Here is a 21,467-nt window from a genome sequence, read left to right on the forward strand (position 1 = left end):
GAGAGGGGAACCGGGTATGAAACAGTTAATCAATATCAAGGAGCTTTGCAAGAGAATTAAGCATGATGGGAAATACGGCCGGATGTTTTGGGCCAAGGAAGAAAGAGGCCATTTTATCATAAGCGGTCATTATCTCGTAAGATTTGATGAATTGCCTCGCGATGTATTAGTTACCTTGTTCGGAATATTTCTCCGCTTGCCGGAAATGGGGAAAACACTCGGATTTATGCGTGGAGATGTCATATCGAACATTGAAACCGTTGACTATAAAAAGATATATCAGCCGGAAAAGCAGCGCGTTAAGGGCGAGGTCACGTCCTTGATACACGATGCAGGCGATAAGCGAATCTATAGAGTTGTCAAATTCCCTGATCGGTTTTCCTTCATCAACGAAGATTATCAAAAGCTACTGGTGGATGGTCACAGGGCTGCAGTAAACGGAGACGCGCCTTTTTCGCCCTTGTATTTTGCGAATAACGACCTAATGATCATGCCGATGCGGATGACAAGCGACAATCAAGATATCTCGGATTTGCTTGAAATGCTCGACTCTCCTGATCTGGTAGGGAAGGAGAAAGCGAACGGGGCTGGATAAGGAATCACCAATAAACAAAGGGAGCGATCAAACAATGGACTTAAACAAAATCGTAAACGAAGCAATGGTAAGCATTCAACAAGAGGGATTCGTCGAAAAGGTTGTTAAGGATCGGCTGCAGGAAACACTGAAAAAGGTTGTTGACGACATGTTCGGTTCGTACGGAGATTTCCGCAAGCAACTGGAAAACGAAGTCAAAGACAAGCTGAAAATCAACTTAGACAAGCTTGATCTTGGCGGATATAACCTGATGGTTCTTAACGAAGTCAAGGCTGCTCTTGATAAGGCAATGCACATTCAAGGTGCCGAGAAGATCAAGGAACATCTTGAAGAATTGCTTACTGCAGCCAAGCCTGAATACAAACTTTCGGAACTCATCGAAATGTTCAAAGAAGAAGCGAATGAAAACCATGAATACGATGGCGACTATATTAGTTTCCATTGCGAACAATCTCGGCATTCAAGAGGCGGAGGGCTTGCATTCATTTACTTTGACAAAGAGGAGAGAAAAGAAAAATACCGTTGTGACTACGGGTTAACGGTTGATTTGGGAGACGGCAGCGTTAAGTCCGTAAAAATCGACGGTAAGGAAACTGATAACAAAAGCATCATGCGTGGATTCCATGGTTTCGAAAGAACGATGTTCCAAATATTCGCAAGCGGTGCAAAGGTTATCGTCGACGAGGACGAAGTAGATACGTCATACGGATACGACGACTAAGAGGAGAGTGGATCAAATGAACAAATTTACCTTGATAGATTTCATGATTTTTTCTTTGGCAGCATACAGGCTCACGCATTTACTGGTGTTCGATAAGATTTTCGAACCGGTTCGTAATTGCTTTGTGACCCGGGACTTTACCGGGAAAACCCCGACATTCACGCTTCAGGGCGGCAGGCTCCGATCGTTTATCGGCAGGATGTTAATCTGCCACTGGTGCGCTGGTATATGGGTATCGTTTGGGATGGCGGCAGCATGGTGGGCAATTGGATCGGTTATGGAATGGGCGTTCCTGGCATTGGCTGCGGCCGCGGTGCTGAGCTTGATCGAAACACATTGGACTAAAGCGGTCGGATATCCGGAGTTGGCCGAGCGGAAACGGGATGGTGATAAGAATGCGAGCAAATAGCTTAATGCGGGAGATCATTGTCGATAATTTCGCCGGCGGCGGCGGGGCAAGCACCGGCATCGAGCTTGCAATCGGCCGTAGCGTCGATATCGCAATCAACCACGATCCGGCAGCTATCGCAATGCATAAGGCAAATCATCCAGAGACGGAGCATTTTCGCGATAACGTTTGGAATGTTGATCCGCGAGATGTAACACGAGGGCGCCCGGTAGGCTTGGCGTGGTTCTCGCCGGACTGCAAGCATTTCAGCAAGGCCAAGGGCGGCAAGCCTGTTGAGAAGGAAATCCGCGGGCTCGCTTGGGTGGCGCTCCGCTGGGCAGCTACGGTCCGACCCCGGGTGATAATGCTGGAGAACGTCGAGGAATTCGTTACATGGGGACCGCTAATCGCTGACCGAGATAAGGAAACAGGAAGGCTTATGAAAAAGGTGTTCAGGCAAGATGGTGAGAGTTTCGACTTGGTGGTATCTGAACCGGGTGAAGATGTTCTGCCTGAACTGCTGAGCTTGAGGCCTGATCCGACAAAGAAGGGCAGGACGTTCCGTTCTTTCGTCAACGCTCTCAAGCGGCAAGGATATCAGGTTGATTGGCGAGAACTGCGGGCATGCGACTACGGGGCTCCAACAATTCGCAAGAGACTGTTTCTGGTCGCCCGTTGCGATGGTCGCCCGGTCATCTGGCCGAAGCCGACACATGCCGCGCCGGATAGCCCGGCAGTTAAAGCAGGCAAGTTGCTGCCGTGGCGTACAGCGGCTGAGATTATAGACTGGTCATTGCCCTGCCCGAGTATTTTCGAACGGTCGAAACCATTGGCTGAAAATACGTTACGCCGAATCGCCCGGGGTATTCAGCGGTTTGTGATCGATAATCCGAATCCGTTCATCGTACGAATCGGTCAGACCGGCTTCGGAGGTGACAGATTGCAGTACAAAGTGACTGATCCGTTGACGACGATTACCACGAAGGCTGAACACCTTCTTGTGACCCCGGTTTTAGGAGTAAATACGACAGGACATCCGGGAAGTTCACCAGACGAGCCGCTTCGGACCATTACTACAGGCAACCATCATATGCTCGTGAGCCCGACACTGATTGAGATCGGATACGGAGAAAGCCCTGGTCAAGCGCCGCGGGCGCCTGGTCTCAATAAACCGCTTGGTACGGTAGTAGCCGGCGGACGGAAACATGCAGTGGTCGCGGCGTTTATCGCCAAACATTACGGCGGAATGACTGGTGTAGGGGTAGATACTCCGCTTCCCACCACGACGATGAGAGGGACGCAGAACCAACTAGTCACCGCTCACATCGCCCGGCATTTTGGAGAGTCTGTTGGAAGTTCGATTGGCGATCCGATCGGCACGGTGACTGCTGGCGGTGGCGGCAAATCATCGCTTGTTACAAGCCACTTGGTAAAGCTGCGTGGTACATGTGCGGACGGCCAACCCGTGACAGAGCCAATGCCTACGATAACGGCCGGAGGACTGCATGTTGGAGAAGTACGGGCGTTCCTGCTTAAATACTACGGAAGCGCGGACAATGGACAAACACTGGACGAGCCCCTGCATACGGTCACAACGAAAGACCGCTTCGGGTTGGTCACGATTCACGGTGTTGATTATCAAATAGTTGACATCGGCATGCGGATGCTCGAACCGCACGAACTATTCGCAGCTCAGGGATTCCCACCGGAGTACATCATCGACCGGGACGCGGAAGGCCGGAAATATCCGAAGTCGGCGCAGGTGGCCCGCTGCGGAAATTCGGTACCGCCGCCGTTCGCAAAGTCGCTCGTTGAGGCGAATCTGCCGGAGCTTTGCAAGAATCTGCCCTACAAGGCCGAGCATCAGTTGGAATTGCAATTGGTCTAAACAGAGATTTCAGAAGATTCTGAATATATGGAAGGAGTAAAGCAAAATGGGGCATGACTTGCTCAACATTTCTGTGATGCTTAAGGATGGAGGTTACAGTGTCGTCAAAATAACGATAGATATGATCGGTCAATTAGCCAAGGCAATACAAGAGAAAGGGTTTGAATGGATCACGCTGAAAAGTGGACCTATTGCGGTTGTGGGCTTCATGGTCATAGGTAACCAAACTGGGGATAGAGTGATAATACTTGGGGATAAGGGCCGACAGGCGTCCGATTCGACCGAAACCGCTTAGCCGAAGGCGGAGGCCGATAGTGGAGGAATACAGACGTATAGGTGGTGTACAAGGGAATGGTAGTAAAAAGTTGTGAAAATTGCAGATGGGTAGCTTGTAGAAATTTCGGTTGGAAAAGACCAATTTGCTTAAATTATATCCCTGACGCAACGGTCAAGAGCGACACAAAAAAATAAATCAGATACCAGTAACAAAATGAATACGTAAGGACATAAGAAAGACGCTCCATCGTCGGAACGTCTAAGCTACATTTCTTATTCAGCACTCCATTTATCAGGAGAGTGGTAGAAATCGATTAAATCCCTAGCATCACGGACAGTGGGAACTAACTTTGAACGCTTGGTGCCAAAATCAGCCCTGTATCCATCTTCGGAATCATATTGCAATATCCGAATCTCTTTATAAGTCTCAATCTCTTTATAATCCAACATTGTTAACCACCGCCTACAGGTATTTATTGGTAGTATATCATGACCAGCAACAGTCGGACAGCTTGAATATTGAGATACCAGTAACAGGAGACACTGAACAACAGACTCATTTTGTGCAGGAAGGAGTGACAAGGAATGAAAGCTATGTATTGGTTACTGCGCAAATGGCATTTATATCGCGGCGTTAAATTCCATGTGCCCGTGAAAAGATACCATTTTGAGAGATTTGAGCATTATGGGCAACTCCTACGAGGGGAAACACCAAGGATTCCAAGAGATAAGCTGTACAGCAAATAACTGCACAGTTCGACGATAAAGCGAATGAGGAACGGGAGGTAATAGACATATGAGCGCATTTAAGAAACGTCTTCAGAAGAAATACTTCAGCCGTGTAGCTGCCGGCTTAGCCAATGGAAAGCTATCTCCTTTTTACGCACGACGCGCTTTGAAATGCATACAGCGGTTCTTTTTCATCAAGTACGTAACGGAATTTCAGCCGTGGTGGTGGGATCAGTTTGATAATTGGGGCAAGTTGGACTTAACTACCGAACACCGACGCTATGTTGAGGAGTGGAATGCAGAGATAGAACGCATTTCGGGGATCGACCAGAAACAGTTTGATAGCTATTTGGATCAGATGCCAAAGCTACCTAAGCGTGACCGCAAGCCTAGAAAAGAAAAGCCAGAACCACCAGTACGAAAGCTTAGAAAACCGGAAGAGTTCCGAATAGCTGATCGTGATGGAACGACGCGAACGGTGACAGGAGAGATAGCGTTCTCGATAGGCGGTTATGATTTTTCCATCCATCACAATAGCCGGAGTTGGGTAGTGTCCGACGTCGCCATAGGCGCAGCTATATCATACAGCCAACGGTACAAAGATGCCGTTAAGCTCGCAAGAGAACTGATCGAGAAGCACTTTGACAAATATGTCGATCAGGTCAATAAGCGTCTGGGGGTAGCCAATGAGCAAGATATCCGATAAGGAGATAGCAAACCAGATCGTCGTCATTAAATATCAGATTCAAAAGCACTACTGCACATGCTGCAATCAAAAGTTGCCGAACCCAGAAACGAGTAAGGTGAGGGAATTTAAAATCAGCAAAGAAGACGCATTGCAATGGGCACCTTGGCATGAAGCGGCCGAATTTCCCGAGGATATGGAAAGCATGGTTCCTGATTTCGTTTATGAGACTATCGACTTTTTTGCTACAAATTCAAACGAAAAAATCATCATAGAAAACAGCGAAATAGAAAAAGTTAGAGAGTTTATATTACGCGTGGTCATAGCGGATATAGAGAAAGGAGCAGAGGAACAGTGAAAACAGGATACGATAAGGAATCGGTTTACGATGAACGGATCGCTCCTTTGATGCATGAGATTTTGCAAATTTGCAAAGCCGAAGAAATACCAATGATGGCAACATTCTATTTGAAATCAGAAGACGTGACTCCAAGCGATGAGGGCAATATGAATTGTACATCTTGGATTCAACCTAAAGACAACACGCCTGAACATTATCCGAAAATGTGTAGTTTGGCTAGACATGGCGAAAAACCCTATGTAATGGCGGTTACGGTAACGAAAGGAGCAGAGTCATGAGAGACCTATTGAAGGATAAAGCGATATGTGAGGCTGCTACGGGAGGGCTGGAAGGAGAAGGGAAAGTCGTTTTCACTCTCTATCGTGAACAAGAGGAGATATCCGGAAATATCGCAGTATTCAAGAAAGAAGCGGACGCAGAATTCATGGTACATGCCCGCACCGGCTGGCCAGAAGCAATCGACCGCGCCATAGCAGCAGAAAAGGAGAATGCGATACTACGCGAAGCCTTGGACGGCGCAGAAATGAGCACCGCTGACGCCATCGCTGAAAGGAACGATCTGCAAAAGGAGAATGCGATATTACGGCAGCGTATAGCGGATCGGATCATAGCAGCCATTAACGATATTGATTGTGATCATCCGCAGACGGCGCGATTGATTCTACAAAAGTTACTGGTTCAGATACATTGGGATGGGGAGGAAACAAAGGGATGAGAGAATACAAGTTTCGAGGATTGGCAATTTCAGAACAAGGATCCTCTTGTTTAGAAAAATGGGTCAATGGAAATTTAATCAAGGCTGATAATGGCGACTCTTTCATCGTTCATTGGCAACGGGAAACGGCAATTGGATACATGACAACTATTTGGCAGATTAAACCGGAAACAGTCGGTCAATATTCCGGTGTCCACGACAGCGAAGACGCAGAAAATGAGCTTTATCATGGCGATATTGTCGAAGTCGAGATCGACAAAAAGGTTGTCAGATGCAAAGTTCATTACGAAGCGCCAGGGTTCATGTTGGTTTCGGATGAACTGGATGACGGGTACGAGTGGATTTCAGACCGGATGGAATGTGACAGGAATTTCATATGGATTCCAAATTCCAAGTTGATCGGCAACATATACGAACATCCCCATCTATTAAAGGAATAGCGGCATATCAGGATATATTCGATAGATTGAGGTGAGAGGGAATGAAAGGATTAAGCCTGTTCAGCGGGATCGGCGGGATCGACTTGGCTTGTGAATGGGCTGGCATCGAAACGGTGGCGTTTTGCGAGCGCGAGCCGTTTCCACAAAAGGTGCTTCGCAAACACTGGCCTAACGTACCCATATACGACGATGTATGTACCTTAACGAAAGAGAGGTTAGAAGAAGATGGAATCGGGACAATTGACATTATTCACGGAGGATACCCTTGCCAGCCTTTCAGTAATGCCGGGAACCGAAAAGGCACGGAAGATGACCGTCACCTCTGGCCAGAAGTGTTTCGCCTTATACAAGCCATCCAGCCTAGGTGGTTTGTTGGTGAAAATGTTGCTGGGCACGTCACATTGGGGCTCGACGTTGTGCTTACTGACTTGGAAAGTATCGGTTACGCCTGGGAGACGTTCGTTATTCCAGCTGCATCCGTCAATTCCCCAAACCGACGAGACAGAGTATTCATTGTGGGCTACTCCGAATGCGTCCGACAGCGTTGGCAGTCACGGCGGGGGGCAGAGCCGCTCTTTACGAACCGATATAAGCAACTGGAAGAAGGGTTTATGGCCGACGCCGAGGGCATCGGATGGGGGGCACGGAGGTCCGAATCAAAGGGACAGCAAAGGGAACTACGCTTTACCGGGAGCCGTCCATCACTCGAAACTCTGGCCAACTCCAGCAGCTCAGGACGGCAAGAATGCGACGCTTCCGCCGTCCCAGATCGATCGGGACACAATTCCGGGAGCTGTAATGAGACAGGGGCATCAGGGTCAGATCAATCCCGAATGGGTGGAAACGCTTATGGGCTTTCCTGCAGGATGGACGAACATCGATGGCCAGCACCGTATGGAGCGGAACAGTATGAATGGGAACCGGCACGCGTCGCAGTTGGCGTGAAGAACCGGGTTGGTCGGTTGAAGAGCCTCGGAAATGCAGTGAATCCACATCAAATCTATCCCGTCATAGAAGCAATTAAACAAATCGACGACATGATGCAATAGGCCGACAGGCCATCGATACCGACCGAATAAGCTCAGCGCAGCGGAGGCCGCCAGTCTAGGGAATACCTATCCCTATATACAGAGGTAGGGCATCCCATACAGGAGGGATAGTATATTGACCAGACAACGAACAGGTCACCATAACACAATGTTAAAACTAAGCGATGACGGCATAAAAATGATCCATCGGCTTTACCTAAAGGGTACAACAATGCCGGAAATCGCCAGGCTCATGAAATTAACTCGAAATCAAATTAAGAACATTGTAGCTCGTGCTCAAAAAAAGGAACCCGAAAAATGGCCTCCACGGAAGCCGGGTCAACCAAAGAAGGCGCCGCCGCCAATCTGTAAGACGATAGCCGAAAGATCACTTCATGGACAAGTCAAGACATACCACATAAGCGAGCTGCCGCAGGCTGAACAAGATCGGATGATGAACCTAGTGGACCCGAGTAGAAAGACAAAAGCTGAAATAATCGGCGGCTGGGGGTATGGAGGCCGATGAAGGAATTCAACTGGAAGCAGGCGAGTGAAAAGCAACTAATGAATATCGCCTATGAAGATCGTGAATGCCCGATCGCATGTAGGATATACGCCGGCGAGGAATTGAAACGGCGCGCCGCGGCTAAGCGAGCAAACATCAAGTATAAAGCAATGGGACGTAATTGGGGATAGAGGGGCAGGAAGGGGCTGCTGCGCGGGACGTCGCGGCCCTAAATGCGAACGTACGTACGATTATGGAGGGGTAATATGAGATTTGTTGGAATTGATCCAAGTACCAAAGCTGGTTTGGTTATATTGGACAAACACGGAGAGATATTGGATAGGATGGAAATCACTTCAGATGCTATAGGCGAAACTCGTATTCTCGATATTGCAGATCGCGTAATCGAGCAACTAGAGCCGAACGACATTGTAGCCGTTGAAGGCTTCTCGCTTCAGTCAAAAGGGGCAGCAGTCAGCCTATTATACGGTATAGGTTGGAGAATCCGTTTTGAAATGATTGATCGAGGTATCAACTACCTGGAGGTTCCGCCGACATCGCTTAAAAAGTTCACTGGTGCAGGCGGTAACGCAAGTAAAACAGCAGTTGCGCTCGCGGCATTTAAACGATGGGAATTCGAAGATAAAAGCGATAACATCACGGATGCCTTTGTCCTAGCACAGATCGCTAAGTCGATACATCAGCCCACTGGTTTGATAAAGGTGCAAACCGAAGTCATTCATTCAATTACTAACCCGCCTGAGAAAAAGAAACGGAAGGCGAAAAATGAATAATTCCAAGCCATACGAGGGGTGATCGGATGGAATCACATACTTTAAAACAGGTAAAGGAAATGAATGATTGGAAGGTAACGCGAGCGGCATTTAATGCAATATTTGAAAAGTATCGTTCATATAAAGCCGCAGTCAACTTCAGGGCAAAAGAGGCAACAATTACACCGGCGTACGTTCCCAGATATCACGGCGCAACTAATGCGACGAGCGACCAGACAGCAGAAATTGCAATATATAACGTCGATAACCAAATTGAACGGCAAACATATTGTGAGAAAATCGAAACGGCTGTAAGTGAACTCGAAGAGGACGAAAAGAAGATAATATGTGAACGGTATATGAAGCGCAGCCGTGTTCTTGATTATGTTGTCTTCAAGCATGTGATGGATCCGGCGATATGCGAAAGAACATATTCCAAAATTAGAAAGAAGTCATTCGACAAGCTCTTGCTTATGCTGGAAGACATGGAGGTAACGATCGATGTCTGAACTCGAAATTATTAGCGATGAGAGGCAAGAAAGGGTAAGGAGATCGGTTTTTCGCCAAGGTAAAATAAAGATCGAGGTTGAATACCACGGGCAACCTTCGGAAGAAGCGATGCGTCGTTTCAATCAACGTTATCATGACCATAAGACTGAATTGAATAGCTTGCAATTGGTTGCTGAAAAACGGAGCGCGTCTGCATAGACGCCTCTTTTTTTGTTATACTGAAACGGTAAATATAAACAGTTCGAAAGGGTGGTAATAATGCGCGACACTACCGAAAAGCATAACCGCAAACCGAATCGGTTGATCACTGAAAAATCACCTTATCTGTTACAGCATGCATATAATCCCGTGGATTGGTATCCTTGGGGAGAGGAAGCCTTTAAAAAGGCTGCCAGGGAAGGCAAGGCTGTATTCTTATCAGTTGGATATTCATAGTAAACGAAAGGGCGTACTTATGTAGACTTGCCATTGGTGTCACGTCATGGAACGCGAATCGTTCGAAGACATAGAGGTCGCTGCAGTCTTGAACGAGCATTTTGTGTCGATTAAGGTCGATCGGGAGGAGAGGCCCGACATCGATCATTTGTATATGGCCGTCTGTCAGGCGATGACCGGGCAAGGGGGCTGGCCTCTGACGATCGTCATGACGCCGGACCAAAAGCCGTTTTTTGCCGGGATGTATTTTCCGAAGCGCCGCAAGTACAACCGTTACGGGATGATGGAGCTGCTGCCTCAGATCGTGGAGAAATGGACCGAAGATCATGGGAAGCTGACCGAAACGAGCGAGCAAATTGCTGAGGAAGTCGAGCGGCGGATGCTTTCCAGCCTCCAAGGCACCGTTTCGGAGAAGGTGTTGACGGCCGCATTCGAGCAATACCGGGAACGGTACGACGAGGAATACGGCGGCTTCGGCGGCGGTCCGAAGTTTCCGACTTCCCACAATATTTCGCTGTTGCTGCGGCTGTATAAGCGTACGGGCAACGAAGAGGCGCTGAACATGGCGGAGCACACGCTCGATGCGATGTATCGCGGGGGGATGTACGATCATGTCGGCTTTGGTTTTTGCCGGTATTCGGTCGACGAGAAGTGGCTCGTGCCGCATTTCGAGAAAATGCTATACGATAACGCACTGCTCGCGTGGACGTATCTCGAGGCCTACCAGGTAACCGGCAAAAAGCGGTATGCCGATGTCGCCGAGCAAATTTTCACTTATGTGCTGCGCGATATGACGGACCCGGCCGGCGGCTTCTACTGCGCGGAGGATGCCGATTCCGAAGGGCACGAAGGGAAGTTCTACGTCTGGGACGAGAAGGAAGTGTTCGACGTGCTGGGCGACGATGACGGCGAATGGTATGGCGAGCTCTACGATATTACCCGGCAAGGGAATTTCGAAGGGCGCAGCATCCCGAACTTGATCGCAACGGATCTCGAGAGCGCTGCCAAACGTAAGGGCCTAACCCCGGAAGAACTTGCAAGCAGGCTGGAAGCGTCCAGAAGGAAACTGTTTGACTATCGGGAGGGCCGTATTCATCCGGGCAAAGACGATAAGATCTTGACTTCATGGAACGGACTCATGATTATGGCGCTGGCCAAAGGATATGCGGTACTGAAGCGGGACGAGTATTTGCAAGCGGCAATTAGTGCCGTTCGCTTCATCATGAAAGAGATGAGGCGTGCCGACGGCCGGCTGCTGGCGCGGTACCGTGACGGGGAAGCCGCGTATCCCGGTTACGTGGACGATTACGCATTTATGGTGTGGGGATTGCTTGAGCTGTATCAGGCTTCGTTCCAAACGGAATTTCTGGAGCAAGCGATGGAGTTGAACGGGCAAATGCTCGAGCTGTTCTGGGACGAAGAGAATGGCGGTCTGTTCTTCTACGGACATGACGGCGAGGAGCTTTTCTCGCGAAATAAGGAAATCTACGACGGCGCGCAGCCTTCCGGAAATGGAGTTGCCGCCTACAATTTGCAGCGGTTGTCGAAGCTGGCATACGATGCCAAGCTCTCGCAAATCGCGGAGCGGCAGCTGGAGGCATTCGCGGGGGCGATCGAGCGATATCCGGCCGGGCATTCGATGTTCCTGATCGCGCTGGATTGGGCCTATAGTCCGTCCGGCGAAATTGTCATAGCCGGCGATCCGGACAAGGAAGAGACGAAACGGATGCTCGCCGCGGCGCAGAACGGCTTCCGGCCGCATACGCTTACGGTGCTGGCGCCAAAAGGCGAACAGGGCGACCGCATCCGCGAGCTCGTTCCGCTTGTTCGCGACAAGCAAGCGATCGGCGGAAGAACGACGGCATACGTTTGCGAGAACTTCGCCTGCCATTCGCCGACCGACGATGTGAAAGAGCTTGAGGAACTGCTGGGATAAGCTTCGAGCAGAGACAATTCCATGATAATCTCAATAACCTAAGGTACATCTACAAAAACCCGCAGGAGATTTATCGCCTGCGGGTTTTGCGTCATTGAACGGCGTTCATGTTGCTTAGGCTTCTGGCATCCGTATCGTTACCGTCGTGCCTGGCCCGCTTTCGATGGATATGTTGCCGTCGTGGGCGTCCACGAGCTTTTTGACGATCGCAAGACCGATTCCGCTGCCGCCGGATTTGCGGCTTCGCGATTTCTCCGTGCGGTAAAACCGCTCGAAAACATACGGCAGTTCACCCTCCGGAATGCCGGGCCCTGTATCGCGTACCGATAGCAGGACCATTCCGTTTTGTTCGGCAAACGACACTTCGACGAGCCCGCTTGCCGGCGTAAAGCGGAGGGCGTTGCTGAGCAGGTTGACCAAAATTTGAATGAACCGGTCCCGATCAACGAGCAGAATCGGATCCGAGCCTTCGGTTTGGACAACGAGCTTTACTTCTTTTTGCCGGAAAGCCGCATTCATCAGCTCGTAGCTTTGCCTGAGCAGCGACACGAGCGAAGCAGGCTCGCGCTTCAAGCGGAAGTGGGGAGAATCCATGAGCGTAAGCTGCTCTAAATCGGCAACTAGGGCCGTTAACCGCGCGGTTTCCTCGAAGCAGGAGCGAATCCGTTCGGGCGTCGGCTCCCATACCTGCTCCATGAGCGCTTGCAGATGGCTCTTGAGAATGGCAAGGGGCGTGCGTAATTCATGGGCGATGTCCTGGGTCATCGCGACGCGCAGCTGTTCTTGCTCCTCCAGCTGCGAGGCCAAATGATTAAGCGCCTTGCCGAGCTCGGCCAGCTCGTCGTTCCCCGCGACGCCAGTACGTACGTCCAGCTTGCCCTGCGTCATTCGTTCCGCCGTATGCTTCATTTCCGATAGCGGAGAAGTGAGGCGTTTGGCGAAGTAGAGACTGATCGCAACGGCCAAAACGACCGCGCCAAGCATAGTCCAGCCTATCGACTGCAGCAGAGCCTGCTCAAGATGCTCGTTCAAGCCTGTAGGCCGATCGCCGGCTGTCTCCTGCTCCTGATACATCCGGAAATGGTAATGAATTTCCACCATGGCGCTTATTCCCGCAATGAGCAGCGTGCCGCAGACGACGCCGATCATGACGAGCGAGAGCCGGAACCGCAGCCCCCGCTTCATCGCGCGCCTCCCGTAAAACGATAGCCTTTGCCGTATACCGTTTGAATGTATTTCGGCCGTTTGGGGTCGGGTTCGATTTTTTGTCGAATATTTTTGATGTGCTGATCGATTGCGCGGGCATCACCCTCAAAATCGAAGCCTAGTACCTTTTCGACCAATTCGTCCCGGGAAAAATGGCGCAGCGGATGCCTGGCGAGCACAAGCAGCAGCTTGTATTCACTAGGGGTCAAGGATACCGCGTCGCCATTGCGGTACACCTCGGCATGTCGCGCATCCAGGCACAGCTCGCCTTCCTCGAACGTAATCCGTTCGGCCAGAAGGGCGTGATCGCCGCTTCTGCGCAAAATGGCGCGCACCCGGGCCACCAGCTCGCGCGAGTCGAATGGCTTGAGCACATAGTCGTCGGCGCCGATCGTCAAGCCGTGAATGCGGCTAGTTTCCTCCGTTTTGGCGGTAAGCATGAGAATAGGGACGGAGGACTGGCGGCGGATCGCTTGACATACCTGTTCGCCGGACATATCCGGGAGCATGAGGTCGAGGATGACCAGATCGACGGATGCCGATCGTATGGTTTGAAGCGCGCTTGTTCCACTGGAAGCTTCTATCGCGAGAAATCCATCCTTGCGTAAATAAGAAACGACGACATCGCGTATTTTCTCTTCGTCATCGACCATCAGTATCGTTTGCATCGTGCAATCACCCATAGCCCATCATACTATATTACCGGTTCGGAGACACCTGGCCGGCGCTCGGAGCATTCCGTCGACGACATACCGTCCCGCTACTCCGGCATATTGCCCGCATTCGGGTCCGGAACGAAGCCCGGCTTAAAGCCCGCATATTGCAGTTCCGTCACCATACCGGCCGACGCATGATGCAGATCGTGGCAATGGAACATCCAGTTGCCCTCGTTATCCGCTTGAAAGGCCACCACGTATTCTTCGCCGGGCTTCAGATTCAGCGTATCCTTGATTAGCGGCGAGCCTTCGAGCGGCTTGCCGTTCCTGCTCAGCACTTGAAAAAAATGGCCGTGCAGGTGCATCGGATGATCGTCCGTTTTGGACTGATTGACAAGCCGGACCTTCACGGTTTCGCCTTTCTTCACCTTCATCGGTTCCGTTTCCGGGAACGCCTTGCCGTTGATCGTATAGACGGTGTCTCCGTCGCGGGTTGCCGTATTCAGATTCATCGTATAACTCAAGTTATAAGACTGCCCTAGCGTAAAGCTCATGCTTCCCGCCTCGCCATAGCTTGACATATCGACGGAAGGCAAAACTTTCGCTTCATCCGGCCGGTCATTCCCCGGGTTCCCGCCCTCGTAAGCGATGACGGCTTTCATCCCTTTGGCCGCCGGATTGCCGCTGTGATCCTCGATCAGCCATCGTCCGGGATTGTCGGCGACGAACTCGATATCGTATCGCTCGCCGGGGGCGATCTCGACTACGCTGTCACGCAGAAGGCCCGGGTTGTTCAGCGACTGTCCGTCGGCGGCTGTTATGCGATAGTCATGGCCGTGCAGATGGATGCGGTGGGTCAAATAGCCCGCATTGATAAGCCGCAGCCGCACGGTTTCCCCTTTTTTGACGGGTAACTCACTGATCGACGGTCCTGATTTGCCGTTTATCGTGTATAGATCGTACATGCTCATGTCGTGACCGGCTTCTGCGGCCGCATTCTCCGATTCCCCCGCCGAAGATTTCGCGCCGCCCATGTTCATTTTGCTATGATCCATGCCGTTCATCCCGGACATGCCTGCGCCTGCGCCTCCGCCGGACATCGTCGTATCTGCGCTCCTCCATTCGTCCAGCATTAGCGTGTAGTCGCGATCCGGTTTAGCGCCGTTTTTGGGCTCGACGATAAAAGCCCCATACATCCCGCGATCGACCTGGTTGACGCTGTCTTGATGGGAGTGGTACCAGTACGTGCCGGGAACCTCGGCTTTAAACGCGTAGGTAAACGTTTCGCCCGGCTGTACCGCATTTTGCGTCACGCCCGGAATGCCGTCCATCGCATTAGGGACGGGAACGCCGTGCCAGTGGATCGTTGCGGGTTCCTTCAGCTCGTTCTTCAAGACGATCTGCACGTTCTCGCCTTGCTTGACCCGAAGCTCCGGGCCGGGTACGGAGTTGTTGAACGTCCATACCGGGAGCGTATGGCCGGGAGCGATTTCTTGATTGCTCGTCTTGGCCGTCAACGAGAAGGTCCGGCCTTCCCATACGGGGGTTCGGTCCGTGCGGGTAGTGTCCGCTTGTTCGCCGTTCGGCGAAGGGGTCCCCATGTTCATCGAGGAATGGTCCATCCCGCTCATCGAATCGTTCGAATTGAAGCAGCCCGCCAGCAGGGCGGCCATAGCGGCTGCAGCAGCCGCGCTTTTAAGTTTCCGTCTGAGCTTCATGGTCTTTCGCATCCTTTCGTCTACATGCATCGATCATAAACCGGCAATGTGTAGAACCTGTGAGGAAACTTCCGTTCATTTTGCGTGAAAAGGAGGGGCCGGACAACCGATTAAACGAAGTCGCGAAGCATGATGGGCCTTACATCTTTTCGATTTGGAGAAATGTGCCGCGCCTGTTGACACAAGTGCCAGAAGGAATCTATACTTCATACAAATAAAACATAGTAAGTTAATCGGAAATGTAAGGATGGAACTTCGCAGTACAAGGAAGGCTTGAAGGAAATGTCGATCTCGACACGAGTAGGGAAATGATTCCTGGGAGGGAGCCGCAATGACAAAACCGCTTTATATTGATGAATTGTGGAATGAACGCATTGTGAAAAGCTTGAACGGATTGGAGTACGGCTTGGTTCAGATCGTCGTTCACGACGGCAGAATTGTCCAAATCGAAAGAACGGAGCGGCGCAGGTACGATAACGAGCCAGCGCGCGAGCGTTCCGAACAGCCCGTCGCCAAACGCCGCATTAGCATTTAACAAATGTGAGGCCATCTTACAACAGATAACAACCACATACTGACGACCAGACAACTGGAGGCGCATGTGTCGAACTTGCAGCCTCTTTTTGCGTTTCTTGCGATGGGGAATCGCACGGTTCATGCAAGCCAATAACCATAACCATTTCAGGAGGAACATGACTATGAGCAATCAAACCTTGAATCCGGCAGAGCAGTTATTTGAAGAGGTCGAAACGCATCGGAAGGCGGATTATCCGGTAACGCCGTTGTTTCTGAACCGTTGGTCGCCGCGCGCCTATTCGAACCGTGAGGTGTCCGACGAAGCCTTGTTCACCGTCCTTGAAGCGGGGCGATGGGCGCCGTCCTCCAGTAATTTGCAGCCGTGGCGCTTTGTTATCGCCAAGACGGAGGAACAGCTAAAGGCATTCTATGCATTTATTCGGCCGAACAATCGCCTCTGGATCGAGCAAGCTCCGGTGCTGATTTTGCTGGCATCGCAGCGTACGAATGCGAACGGCGATCCGAACGGCGCTCACGCATTCGACACGGGCGCGGCATGGGGCTCGATAGCGCTTCAGGCCAGATTGCTCGGTTTGGCGACGCGACCTGTCGGCGGCTTTGACAAGGATCAGGCACGCATTGCGCTGAATGTGCCGGACGAGTACGAGCTTCATGCCATCGTGGCGCTTGGTTACCAGGGAGAAGCGGCGGCGCTGCATGAACAGTTTCGCGAGAAGGAAATTCCGAACGGCCGCAGACCGCTAAGCGAAAGTATAATAGAAGGACAGTGGGAGGCAGCCGAATAATCGAATGCTCCGTAGAGGAGACGGAAGGGGTTTATGAAACGGGAGAAAGGGAGGGGCGCTCATGAGTACTCCGCTGCTGGAGATCGGCAAGCTGAATAAGACGTTTCAAACGAACAAGGGCGCCGTTCATGCGCTCCATAAGATCGACCTCACGATCAAAGAAGGCGAATTTATCACCGTCATCGGGCCGAGCGGCTGCGGCAAAAGCACGCTGCTGAAAATCGTCGCCGGACTCGACAACCGGTACGAAGGCGACGTGAAGCTAAGCGGGAAGCAAGTGACCGGACCGGGAATCGATAAAGGGTTCGTGTTCCAGGAGCCGCGATTGTTTCCATGGCTGACGGTGGAAAAAAATATAGCCGCCGATCTGTCGCTGCGCAATCCGCAAATCCGCCGAAAGGTCGATGATCTAATCGAGCTGGTGCGATTGAAGGGCTTCGAAAAAGCGTTTCCCCGGGAGCTTTCCGGCGGGATGGCGCAGCGGGTGGCCATCGCCAGAGCGCTGCTGCGGAACCCGAAGGTGCTGCTGCTCGACGAGCCGTTCGGGGCGCTGGACGCCTTTACGCGAGCGCACATGCAGGAAGTGCTGCTCGACATTTGGCAGCAAAACCGGACGACGATGATATTCGTGACGCACGATATCGATGAAGCGGTCTTTTTGGCAAACCGCATCGTCATTCTGAAGCCGCGTCCCGGAGCGATCCGGGCGATCGTGCCCGTCGATTTGCCGTTCCCGCGCAAAAAAGCGAGCACCTCGTTTCAACAGCTGCGTTACGCGGTGCTGAACGAATTCGAGAAAATCGAAGAGCTGGAGCTGATCGACAGCTCCGGCATATGACGAACAGGGAGGGGATGGCATATGAGCAATCAAGCGGAGCTAGCTGCGGCAAACGGAGCGGCGGTCGGTACGCCGCAATCGCAAGGAACGGCAGCCGTACTTGGACGCGGCAAGCTTCGCACATTCGCCAAGGGTGCGCTGCTTCCCGTATCGCTGTTGATTTTCTGGCAGGTGTTCGGCGAGCTGGGCTACATCTCGAAGCTGCTTTTTCCGACGCCGCTTAAGATTGCGAATGCCGGCTATACGCTCGTCGTATCCGGCGTCCTGTGGGAAAATCTTCAGATTAGCGTCGTTCGCGCGATTTCCGGTTTCGCTCTGGGCGCAAGCTTGGGCCTTGCCCTAGGTATTGCCGTCGGGTTGTTCCGCAGCACCGAAAAGGCGCTGGACCCGTCCGTGCAAATGATTCGCATGGTGCCGCATCTGGCCGTAGCCCCGCTATTCATCCTATGGTTCGGGCTTGGCGAGACGTCGAAGGTGTTACTGATCGCCAAAGGTGCGTTTTTTCCGCTCTATTTTAACGCTTTTCTCGGGATACGCAATGCGGACAACAAGCTGTTCGAGGTCGCCAAGGTGCTCGGCTTCAGCCGGTATAAGCAGATCGTCCGGTTGATCATACCGGCGGCGCTGCCTAATATTTTGCTCGGCGTCCGGCTTTCCCTCGGCATCTCGTGGCTCGGTTTGGTCGTTGCGGAACTAATGGGCTCGACGTCCGGAATCGGCTATCTGATGTCGGATGCACGGCAGTTTTCCAAAACGCCGGTCGTTTTCGTTTGCATTATCATTTTTGCTCTTGTCGGCAAGCTGGCGGATTCGGCGGTGCGTTTGCTCGAACGAAGGTGGCTGCATTGGAGGGATAGCTTCCAAGGGAAGTAACGCCACATGTTAACAAAAGGGGGGAGTTAGGATGAACAACCGGGTAGAAATCCTTGCGGCTCCGGTCCGAAGCGCACGGAAATCGGGTTGGACTTGGTTCGGCGCAAAAGGGAAGGAGTGGGCGAACCGTTTTCTGGTCGGAGCGGTTTTGCCGGTACTGGTGCTCGTGCTCTGGCAGCTGGGCGGTGATCTCGGGTTCATTTCCACCGTGTTTTTGCCGACGCCGTTCATGATCGCAGCGGAATTCAAAGGCTTGCTCGGATCGGGCGAGCTGGCCGAGCATCTCGGCATCAGTCTAGGGAGAGCGGCGTCCGGCTTCGCCATCGGCGGAAGTCTCGGCCTAGCATTCGGGATTGCGGCAGGGCTGTCGCGGAATACGGAGCAGCTTCTCGATCCGTCCGTGCAAATGCTGAGAATGGTGCCGCATTTGGCGATTGCTCCGCTGATCATTCTATGGTTCGGCTTCGGAGAGACTTCGAAGATCGCCATCATTGCAAACGGCGCGTTCTTTCCGTTATATGTGAACACGTTTCTCGGCATTCGAAGCGTCGACAACAAACTGTTCGAAGTGTCTTCCGTTCTTTCCTTCAATCGGTACAAGCAAATCGTTCGTTTGATTTTACCTGCGGCGCTTCCGAACATATTGCTCGGACTCCGGATTTCATTGGCGGTATCATGGCTCGGGCTCGTCGTAGCCGAACTGATCGGCTCGAAATCGGGCATCGGCTTTTTGATCAATATCGGGAAGCAAGATTCGAACACGGAATTGATTTTCGTCGGCATCATTATTTTTGCGGTCGTCGGCAAGCTGGTCGATTCGGTCGTGCGGCTGCTCGAGACACGCTGGCTGTCGTGGCGCGACGGCTATGAAGGGTAAGTAGTAAGCGAAACATGAAGGGGGAGCGAAACATGAGTGAACATGGACGGATCAGCGATTTGGAGCTGGAAGCGGATGTGCTCGTAATCGGAGGCGGTCCGGCGGGAACTTGGGCTGCATTGACGGCAGCTTCATCGGGAGCGAGCGTCATTCTCGCGGATAAGGGCTACTGCGGGACGAGCGGCGCAACGGCGCCGTCCGGCACGGGCGTCTGGTATGTGGAGCCCGATCCGAAGCTGCGCGAGGAAGCGAAGCTGAGCCGATACGGCCTCGGCGGACAGCTGGCGGATTCGGGGTGGATGAACCGGGTGCTGGACCGCACCTACGACAACATGAACAAGCTGGGGGCGTGGGGCTATCCGTTCCCGCAGGACGATCAAGGAAATCCTTACCGCCGCGGGCTGCAAGGACCGGAATATATGCGCCTCATGAGGAAGTTGGTCAAGAAGGCGGGCGTTCGCATTTTGGACCACAGCCCGGCGCTTGAGCTGCTGGCGGATGAGCACGGCGTCGGAGGCGCTTCCGGGGTTCGGACGCAATCCGGCGAAACGTGGAGCGTTCGCGCGGGGGCGGTTGTCATTGCCACGGGCGGCTGCGCTTTCCTAAGCAAGGCGCTAGGCTGTAATGTGCTTACGGGCGACGGATATTTAATGGCGGCGGAAGCCGGAGCGAATTTATCGGGCATGGAGTTTTCGAACGCCTACGCGATCGCCCCTACGTTCTCGACGGTTACGAAAACGGCCTACTACCGGTACGCATCGTTCTATTACGAGGACGGGACGGTCGTCGAAGGGGCGGGCTCGACGCGAGGCCGCTCGGTCATTGCAAGAAATTTGCTGCAAAACCGGCAGGTTTATGCACGGCTGGATCAAGCGCCGGAGGACATTCGGCCCTTGCTGCGCACCGGTCAAACAAATTTCTTCCTTCCGTTCGACCGCGTCGGCATCGACCCGTTCACCGATCTGTTCCCGGTAACGCTGCGGCTTGAAGGGACGGTACGCGGCACGGGCGGCATCCATATTACGGACGAGACTTGCGCGACGAAGGTGCCCGGGTTGTATGCGGCAGGCGACGCGGCGACGCGCGAACTCATATGCGGAGGCTTTACAGGCGGCGGCAGCCATAATGCGGCGTGGGCCATGTCGTCCGGCTCGTTTGCCGGCGAAGGGGCGGCGGCACATGCACGCGGCTTGGGCGCGAAAGCCGTCAAGCGGAGCTTGCGCGGCTTGTCGACCTCGACGCTGACGGCCAAATCGACTGCGAAGCCGGACAGAACGGACGCATTCGTTCGAGCCGTTCAAGACGAAGTGACGCCATACGACCGCAATTTGTTCCGGACGGAAAAATCGCTTGACGGTTCGCTCGACCGGCTCGACCGTCTGTGGAACGAAATCCGCGAGGAGCCCGTGCAGCTTCGGCCGGATTCGTTCAAGGCGCGGGAGGCCGCGGCGATGACCGCTACGGCACGCTGGATGTACCGCTCCGCCAAAGTGCGGACGGAAACGCGAGGCATGCATAAGCGGGAAGACTTCCCGCAGCTTGACGCCGCGCAGCGCTACCGCCTCGTAAGCGGCGGCCTGGATACCGTATGGGTGAAGCCGGAGCCTGTAGATAAGGAGGCGAAGGTACATTGATCGAGATCGTTAGCGAAACGAAATGTATCCAGTGCAACCAGTGCGTTTCGGTATGCCCGACCAACGTATTTGACCGGGTGGAGAACGGCATTCCGGTTATCGCCCGCCAGCAGGACTGCCAAACGTGCTTCATGTGCGAGCTGTATTGCCCCGTAGACGCCTTGTATGTGGCTCCCGATCCGGAGCTTCGCAAGCAAGCGGACGAAGGAGTATTAGAAGCGCAAGGCATACTTGGCGGCTACCGGGAAAAGGTGGGCTGGGGAAAAGGGAGAAAGCCGGTTGCAGCCCATCCGAATTTATACAAGCTGGCGGTGCGGGCGATCCCGTAATCCGATAAGCGGCTTTAGGCTTGGAACCA

Annotated in this window: 29 protein-coding genes and 1 pseudogene; 26 read left to right on the plus strand and 4 right to left on the minus strand. The window is 52.6% G+C overall.

Going from position 1 to position 21,467, the window contains the following annotated elements; genetic code table 11:
• The first annotated feature begins 16 nt into the window (after nt 1-16).
• From ACKGJP_RS16965 to ACKGJP_RS16985, 5 genes are read left to right on the plus strand one after another with little or no spacing between them, the layout of a single operon-like run.
• On the plus strand, nt 17-595 hold the full coding sequence (locus ACKGJP_RS16965; RefSeq protein WP_409346798.1) for a hypothetical protein: 579 nt from the start codon (nt 17-19) through the stop codon (nt 593-595).
• Nucleotides 596-629: 34 nt separating this feature from the next.
• Nucleotides 630-1,316, plus strand: coding sequence for a hypothetical protein (locus ACKGJP_RS16970; protein ID WP_409346799.1), 687 nt, complete (start codon nt 630-632; stop codon nt 1,314-1,316).
• Nucleotides 1,317-1,332: 16 nt separating this feature from the next.
• Entirely contained in the window at nt 1,333-1,725 is a 393-nt protein-coding gene (locus ACKGJP_RS16975) for a DUF1360 domain-containing protein (RefSeq protein ID WP_409346800.1), read from the plus strand.
• The gene (locus tag ACKGJP_RS16980) at nt 1,712-3,592 is read left to right on the plus strand and encodes a DNA cytosine methyltransferase (RefSeq protein ID WP_409346801.1); all 1,881 of its coding nucleotides are present in this window, start codon (nt 1,712-1,714) and stop codon (nt 3,590-3,592) included. The genes ACKGJP_RS16975 and ACKGJP_RS16980 overlap by 14 nt, the downstream gene beginning before the upstream one ends.
• 46 nt (nt 3,593-3,638) lie before the next feature.
• On the plus strand, nt 3,639-3,887 hold the full coding sequence (locus tag ACKGJP_RS16985) for a hypothetical protein (RefSeq protein WP_409346802.1): 249 nt from the start codon (nt 3,639-3,641) through the stop codon (nt 3,885-3,887).
• 254 nt (nt 3,888-4,141) lie between these two features.
• Here the strand turns inward: ACKGJP_RS16985 and ACKGJP_RS16990 are convergent, their stop codons facing one another.
• Nucleotides 4,142-4,318 (minus strand): hypothetical protein, encoded by a 177-nt coding sequence (locus ACKGJP_RS16990; protein ID WP_409346803.1) that lies wholly within the window; start codon nt 4,316-4,318, stop codon nt 4,142-4,144.
• Between the two features lie 346 nt (nt 4,319-4,664).
• Between ACKGJP_RS16990 and ACKGJP_RS16995 the strand changes: the two genes are divergently transcribed.
• The 14 genes and pseudogenes from ACKGJP_RS16995 (at nt 4,665) to ACKGJP_RS17060 (ending at nt 11,985) form a co-directional block, all read left to right on the plus strand.
• The gene (locus ACKGJP_RS16995; protein ID WP_409346804.1) at nt 4,665-5,303 is read left to right on the plus strand and encodes a hypothetical protein; all 639 of its coding nucleotides are present in this window, start codon (nt 4,665-4,667) and stop codon (nt 5,301-5,303) included.
• Nucleotides 5,284-5,640, plus strand: a complete 357-nt coding sequence (locus ACKGJP_RS17000) for a hypothetical protein (RefSeq protein ID WP_409346805.1) — start codon at nt 5,284-5,286, stop codon at nt 5,638-5,640. The genes ACKGJP_RS16995 and ACKGJP_RS17000 overlap by 20 nt, the downstream gene beginning before the upstream one ends.
• Nucleotides 5,637-5,921, plus strand: a complete 285-nt coding sequence (locus ACKGJP_RS17005; RefSeq protein WP_409346806.1) for a hypothetical protein — start codon at nt 5,637-5,639, stop codon at nt 5,919-5,921. Before ACKGJP_RS17000 ends, ACKGJP_RS17005 begins: the two co-directional genes overlap by 4 nt.
• Nucleotides 5,918-6,358: a hypothetical protein gene (locus ACKGJP_RS17010; RefSeq protein WP_409346807.1), complete on the plus strand. Its 441-nt coding sequence runs from the start codon at nt 5,918-5,920 to the stop codon at nt 6,356-6,358. Before ACKGJP_RS17005 ends, ACKGJP_RS17010 begins: the two co-directional genes overlap by 4 nt.
• Nucleotides 6,355-6,798, plus strand: a complete 444-nt coding sequence (locus ACKGJP_RS17015; RefSeq protein ID WP_409346808.1) for a YopX family protein — start codon at nt 6,355-6,357, stop codon at nt 6,796-6,798. The genes ACKGJP_RS17010 and ACKGJP_RS17015 overlap by 4 nt, the downstream gene beginning before the upstream one ends.
• 41 nt (nt 6,799-6,839) lie before the next feature.
• Nucleotides 6,840-7,385: pseudogene (locus ACKGJP_RS17020) on the plus strand (DNA cytosine methyltransferase); the annotation flags it as partial.
• Between the two features lie 211 nt (nt 7,386-7,596).
• Entirely contained in the window at nt 7,597-7,743 is a 147-nt protein-coding gene (locus ACKGJP_RS17025; RefSeq protein ID WP_409347363.1) for a hypothetical protein, read from the plus strand.
• 219 nt (nt 7,744-7,962) lie between these two features.
• Complete coding sequence (locus ACKGJP_RS17030; RefSeq protein ID WP_409346809.1) at nt 7,963-8,352, plus strand: hypothetical protein; 390 nt, start codon at nt 7,963-7,965, stop codon at nt 8,350-8,352.
• A complete protein-coding gene (locus ACKGJP_RS17035) occupies nt 8,349-8,522 on the plus strand; it encodes a hypothetical protein (RefSeq protein WP_409346810.1) in 174 nt (57 codons plus the stop codon). Before ACKGJP_RS17030 ends, ACKGJP_RS17035 begins: the two co-directional genes overlap by 4 nt.
• A gap of 75 nt (nt 8,523-8,597) precedes the next feature.
• Nucleotides 8,598-9,125: a hypothetical protein gene (locus tag ACKGJP_RS17040; RefSeq protein WP_409346811.1), complete on the plus strand. Its 528-nt coding sequence runs from the start codon at nt 8,598-8,600 to the stop codon at nt 9,123-9,125.
• A 26-nt stretch (nt 9,126-9,151) separates the two neighbouring features.
• Nucleotides 9,152-9,613: a transcriptional regulator gene (locus ACKGJP_RS17045; RefSeq protein WP_409346812.1), complete on the plus strand. Its 462-nt coding sequence runs from the start codon at nt 9,152-9,154 to the stop codon at nt 9,611-9,613.
• Nucleotides 9,606-9,812, plus strand: a complete 207-nt coding sequence (locus ACKGJP_RS17050) for a hypothetical protein (RefSeq protein ID WP_409346813.1) — start codon at nt 9,606-9,608, stop codon at nt 9,810-9,812. The genes ACKGJP_RS17045 and ACKGJP_RS17050 overlap by 8 nt, the downstream gene beginning before the upstream one ends.
• A gap of 60 nt (nt 9,813-9,872) precedes the next feature.
• On the plus strand, nt 9,873-10,049 hold the full coding sequence (locus ACKGJP_RS17055; protein ID WP_409346814.1) for a DUF255 domain-containing protein: 177 nt from the start codon (nt 9,873-9,875) through the stop codon (nt 10,047-10,049).
• A gap of 46 nt (nt 10,050-10,095) precedes the next feature.
• The gene (locus ACKGJP_RS17060; protein ID WP_409346815.1) at nt 10,096-11,985 is read left to right on the plus strand and encodes a thioredoxin domain-containing protein; all 1,890 of its coding nucleotides are present in this window, start codon (nt 10,096-10,098) and stop codon (nt 11,983-11,985) included.
• A gap of 114 nt (nt 11,986-12,099) precedes the next feature.
• Here ACKGJP_RS17060 and ACKGJP_RS17065 read toward each other — a convergent pair whose 3' ends face one another.
• The 3 genes from ACKGJP_RS17065 to ACKGJP_RS17075 all read right to left on the minus strand — a co-directional run bounded on the left by ACKGJP_RS17065 (nt 12,100) and on the right by ACKGJP_RS17075 (nt 15,565).
• Nucleotides 12,100-13,170 carry a sensor histidine kinase gene (locus ACKGJP_RS17065; RefSeq protein WP_409346816.1) on the minus strand — a complete coding sequence of 357 codons (1,071 nt, stop codon included), beginning with the start codon at nt 13,168-13,170 and terminating at the stop codon, nt 12,100-12,102.
• Nucleotides 13,167-13,859, minus strand: coding sequence for a response regulator (locus tag ACKGJP_RS17070; protein ID WP_409346817.1), 693 nt, complete (start codon nt 13,857-13,859; stop codon nt 13,167-13,169). The genes ACKGJP_RS17065 and ACKGJP_RS17070 overlap by 4 nt, the downstream gene beginning before the upstream one ends.
• Nucleotides 13,860-13,951: 92 nt before the next feature.
• Nucleotides 13,952-15,565, minus strand: coding sequence for a multicopper oxidase family protein (locus tag ACKGJP_RS17075; RefSeq protein ID WP_409346818.1), 1,614 nt, complete (start codon nt 15,563-15,565; stop codon nt 13,952-13,954).
• Nucleotides 15,566-15,896: 331 nt separating this feature from the next.
• On the opposite strand from ACKGJP_RS17075, the gene ACKGJP_RS17080 reads away from it, so the two are divergent.
• The 7 genes from ACKGJP_RS17080 (at nt 15,897) to ACKGJP_RS17110 (ending at nt 21,438) form a co-directional block, all read left to right on the plus strand.
• Nucleotides 15,897-16,100, plus strand: coding sequence for a YezD family protein (locus ACKGJP_RS17080; protein WP_409346819.1), 204 nt, complete (start codon nt 15,897-15,899; stop codon nt 16,098-16,100).
• A gap of 163 nt (nt 16,101-16,263) precedes the next feature.
• On the plus strand, nt 16,264-16,887 hold the full coding sequence (locus ACKGJP_RS17085) for a nitroreductase family protein (RefSeq protein ID WP_409346820.1): 624 nt from the start codon (nt 16,264-16,266) through the stop codon (nt 16,885-16,887).
• A gap of 61 nt (nt 16,888-16,948) precedes the next feature.
• On the plus strand, nt 16,949-17,725 hold the full coding sequence (locus ACKGJP_RS17090) for an ABC transporter ATP-binding protein (protein ID WP_409346821.1): 777 nt from the start codon (nt 16,949-16,951) through the stop codon (nt 17,723-17,725).
• Nucleotides 17,726-17,746: 21 nt separating this feature from the next.
• Nucleotides 17,747-18,598: an ABC transporter permease gene (locus ACKGJP_RS17095; protein WP_409346822.1), complete on the plus strand. Its 852-nt coding sequence runs from the start codon at nt 17,747-17,749 to the stop codon at nt 18,596-18,598.
• 31 nt (nt 18,599-18,629) lie between these two features.
• Nucleotides 18,630-19,475, plus strand: coding sequence for an ABC transporter permease (locus ACKGJP_RS17100; RefSeq protein WP_409346823.1), 846 nt, complete (start codon nt 18,630-18,632; stop codon nt 19,473-19,475).
• A 32-nt stretch (nt 19,476-19,507) separates the two neighbouring features.
• Nucleotides 19,508-21,109 (plus strand): FAD-dependent oxidoreductase, encoded by a 1,602-nt coding sequence (locus ACKGJP_RS17105; RefSeq protein WP_409346824.1) that lies wholly within the window; start codon nt 19,508-19,510, stop codon nt 21,107-21,109.
• Nucleotides 21,106-21,438, plus strand: a complete 333-nt coding sequence (locus ACKGJP_RS17110) for a 4Fe-4S binding protein (RefSeq protein ID WP_409346825.1) — start codon at nt 21,106-21,108, stop codon at nt 21,436-21,438. Before ACKGJP_RS17105 ends, ACKGJP_RS17110 begins: the two co-directional genes overlap by 4 nt.
• Nucleotides 21,439-21,467 lie beyond the last annotated feature (29 nt).

This window comes from Paenibacillus litoralis (assembly GCF_046244365.1).
Classification (GTDB): domain Bacteria; phylum Bacillota; class Bacilli; order Paenibacillales; family NBRC-103111; genus Paenibacillus_V.

Bases quoted from the DNA above. Each gene is read 5' to 3' on its own strand.
- ACKGJP_RS16965 (WP_409346798.1), top strand. From the start codon at position 17: ATGAAACAGTTAATCAATATCAAGGAGCTTTGCAAGAGAATTAAGCAT.
- ACKGJP_RS16970 (WP_409346799.1), top strand. From the start codon at position 630: ATGGACTTAAACAAAATCGTAAACGAAGCAATGGTAAGCATTCAACAA.
- ACKGJP_RS16975 (WP_409346800.1), top strand. From the start codon at position 1,333: ATGAACAAATTTACCTTGATAGATTTCATGATTTTTTCTTTGGCAGCA.
- ACKGJP_RS16980 (WP_409346801.1), top strand. From the start codon at position 1,712: ATGCGAGCAAATAGCTTAATGCGGGAGATCATTGTCGATAATTTCGCC.
- ACKGJP_RS16985 (WP_409346802.1), top strand. From the start codon at position 3,639: ATGGGGCATGACTTGCTCAACATTTCTGTGATGCTTAAGGATGGAGGT.
- ACKGJP_RS16990 (WP_409346803.1), bottom strand. From the start codon at position 4,318: ATGTTGGATTATAAAGAGATTGAGACTTATAAAGAGATTCGGATATTG.
- ACKGJP_RS16995 (WP_409346804.1), top strand. From the start codon at position 4,665: ATGAGCGCATTTAAGAAACGTCTTCAGAAGAAATACTTCAGCCGTGTA.
- ACKGJP_RS17000 (WP_409346805.1), top strand. From the start codon at position 5,284: ATGAGCAAGATATCCGATAAGGAGATAGCAAACCAGATCGTCGTCATT.
- ACKGJP_RS17010 (WP_409346807.1), top strand. From the start codon at position 5,918: ATGAGAGACCTATTGAAGGATAAAGCGATATGTGAGGCTGCTACGGGA.
- ACKGJP_RS17015 (WP_409346808.1), top strand. From the start codon at position 6,355: ATGAGAGAATACAAGTTTCGAGGATTGGCAATTTCAGAACAAGGATCC.
- ACKGJP_RS17025 (WP_409347363.1), top strand. From the start codon at position 7,597: ATGAGACAGGGGCATCAGGGTCAGATCAATCCCGAATGGGTGGAAACG.
- ACKGJP_RS17035 (WP_409346810.1), top strand. From the start codon at position 8,349: ATGAAGGAATTCAACTGGAAGCAGGCGAGTGAAAAGCAACTAATGAAT.
- ACKGJP_RS17040 (WP_409346811.1), top strand. From the start codon at position 8,598: ATGAGATTTGTTGGAATTGATCCAAGTACCAAAGCTGGTTTGGTTATA.
- ACKGJP_RS17045 (WP_409346812.1), top strand. From the start codon at position 9,152: ATGGAATCACATACTTTAAAACAGGTAAAGGAAATGAATGATTGGAAG.
- ACKGJP_RS17050 (WP_409346813.1), top strand. From the start codon at position 9,606: ATGTCTGAACTCGAAATTATTAGCGATGAGAGGCAAGAAAGGGTAAGG.
- ACKGJP_RS17055 (WP_409346814.1), top strand. From the start codon at position 9,873: ATGCGCGACACTACCGAAAAGCATAACCGCAAACCGAATCGGTTGATC.
- ACKGJP_RS17060 (WP_409346815.1), top strand. From the start codon at position 10,096: ATGGAACGCGAATCGTTCGAAGACATAGAGGTCGCTGCAGTCTTGAAC.
- ACKGJP_RS17065 (WP_409346816.1), bottom strand. From the start codon at position 13,170: ATGAAGCGGGGGCTGCGGTTCCGGCTCTCGCTCGTCATGATCGGCGTC.
- ACKGJP_RS17070 (WP_409346817.1), bottom strand. From the start codon at position 13,859: ATGCAAACGATACTGATGGTCGATGACGAAGAGAAAATACGCGATGTC.
- ACKGJP_RS17075 (WP_409346818.1), bottom strand. From the start codon at position 15,565: ATGAAGCTCAGACGGAAACTTAAAAGCGCGGCTGCTGCAGCCGCTATG.
- ACKGJP_RS17080 (WP_409346819.1), top strand. From the start codon at position 15,897: ATGACAAAACCGCTTTATATTGATGAATTGTGGAATGAACGCATTGTG.
- ACKGJP_RS17085 (WP_409346820.1), top strand. From the start codon at position 16,264: ATGAGCAATCAAACCTTGAATCCGGCAGAGCAGTTATTTGAAGAGGTC.
- ACKGJP_RS17090 (WP_409346821.1), top strand. From the start codon at position 16,949: ATGAGTACTCCGCTGCTGGAGATCGGCAAGCTGAATAAGACGTTTCAA.
- ACKGJP_RS17095 (WP_409346822.1), top strand. From the start codon at position 17,747: ATGAGCAATCAAGCGGAGCTAGCTGCGGCAAACGGAGCGGCGGTCGGT.
- ACKGJP_RS17100 (WP_409346823.1), top strand. From the start codon at position 18,630: ATGAACAACCGGGTAGAAATCCTTGCGGCTCCGGTCCGAAGCGCACGG.
- ACKGJP_RS17105 (WP_409346824.1), top strand. From the start codon at position 19,508: ATGAGTGAACATGGACGGATCAGCGATTTGGAGCTGGAAGCGGATGTG.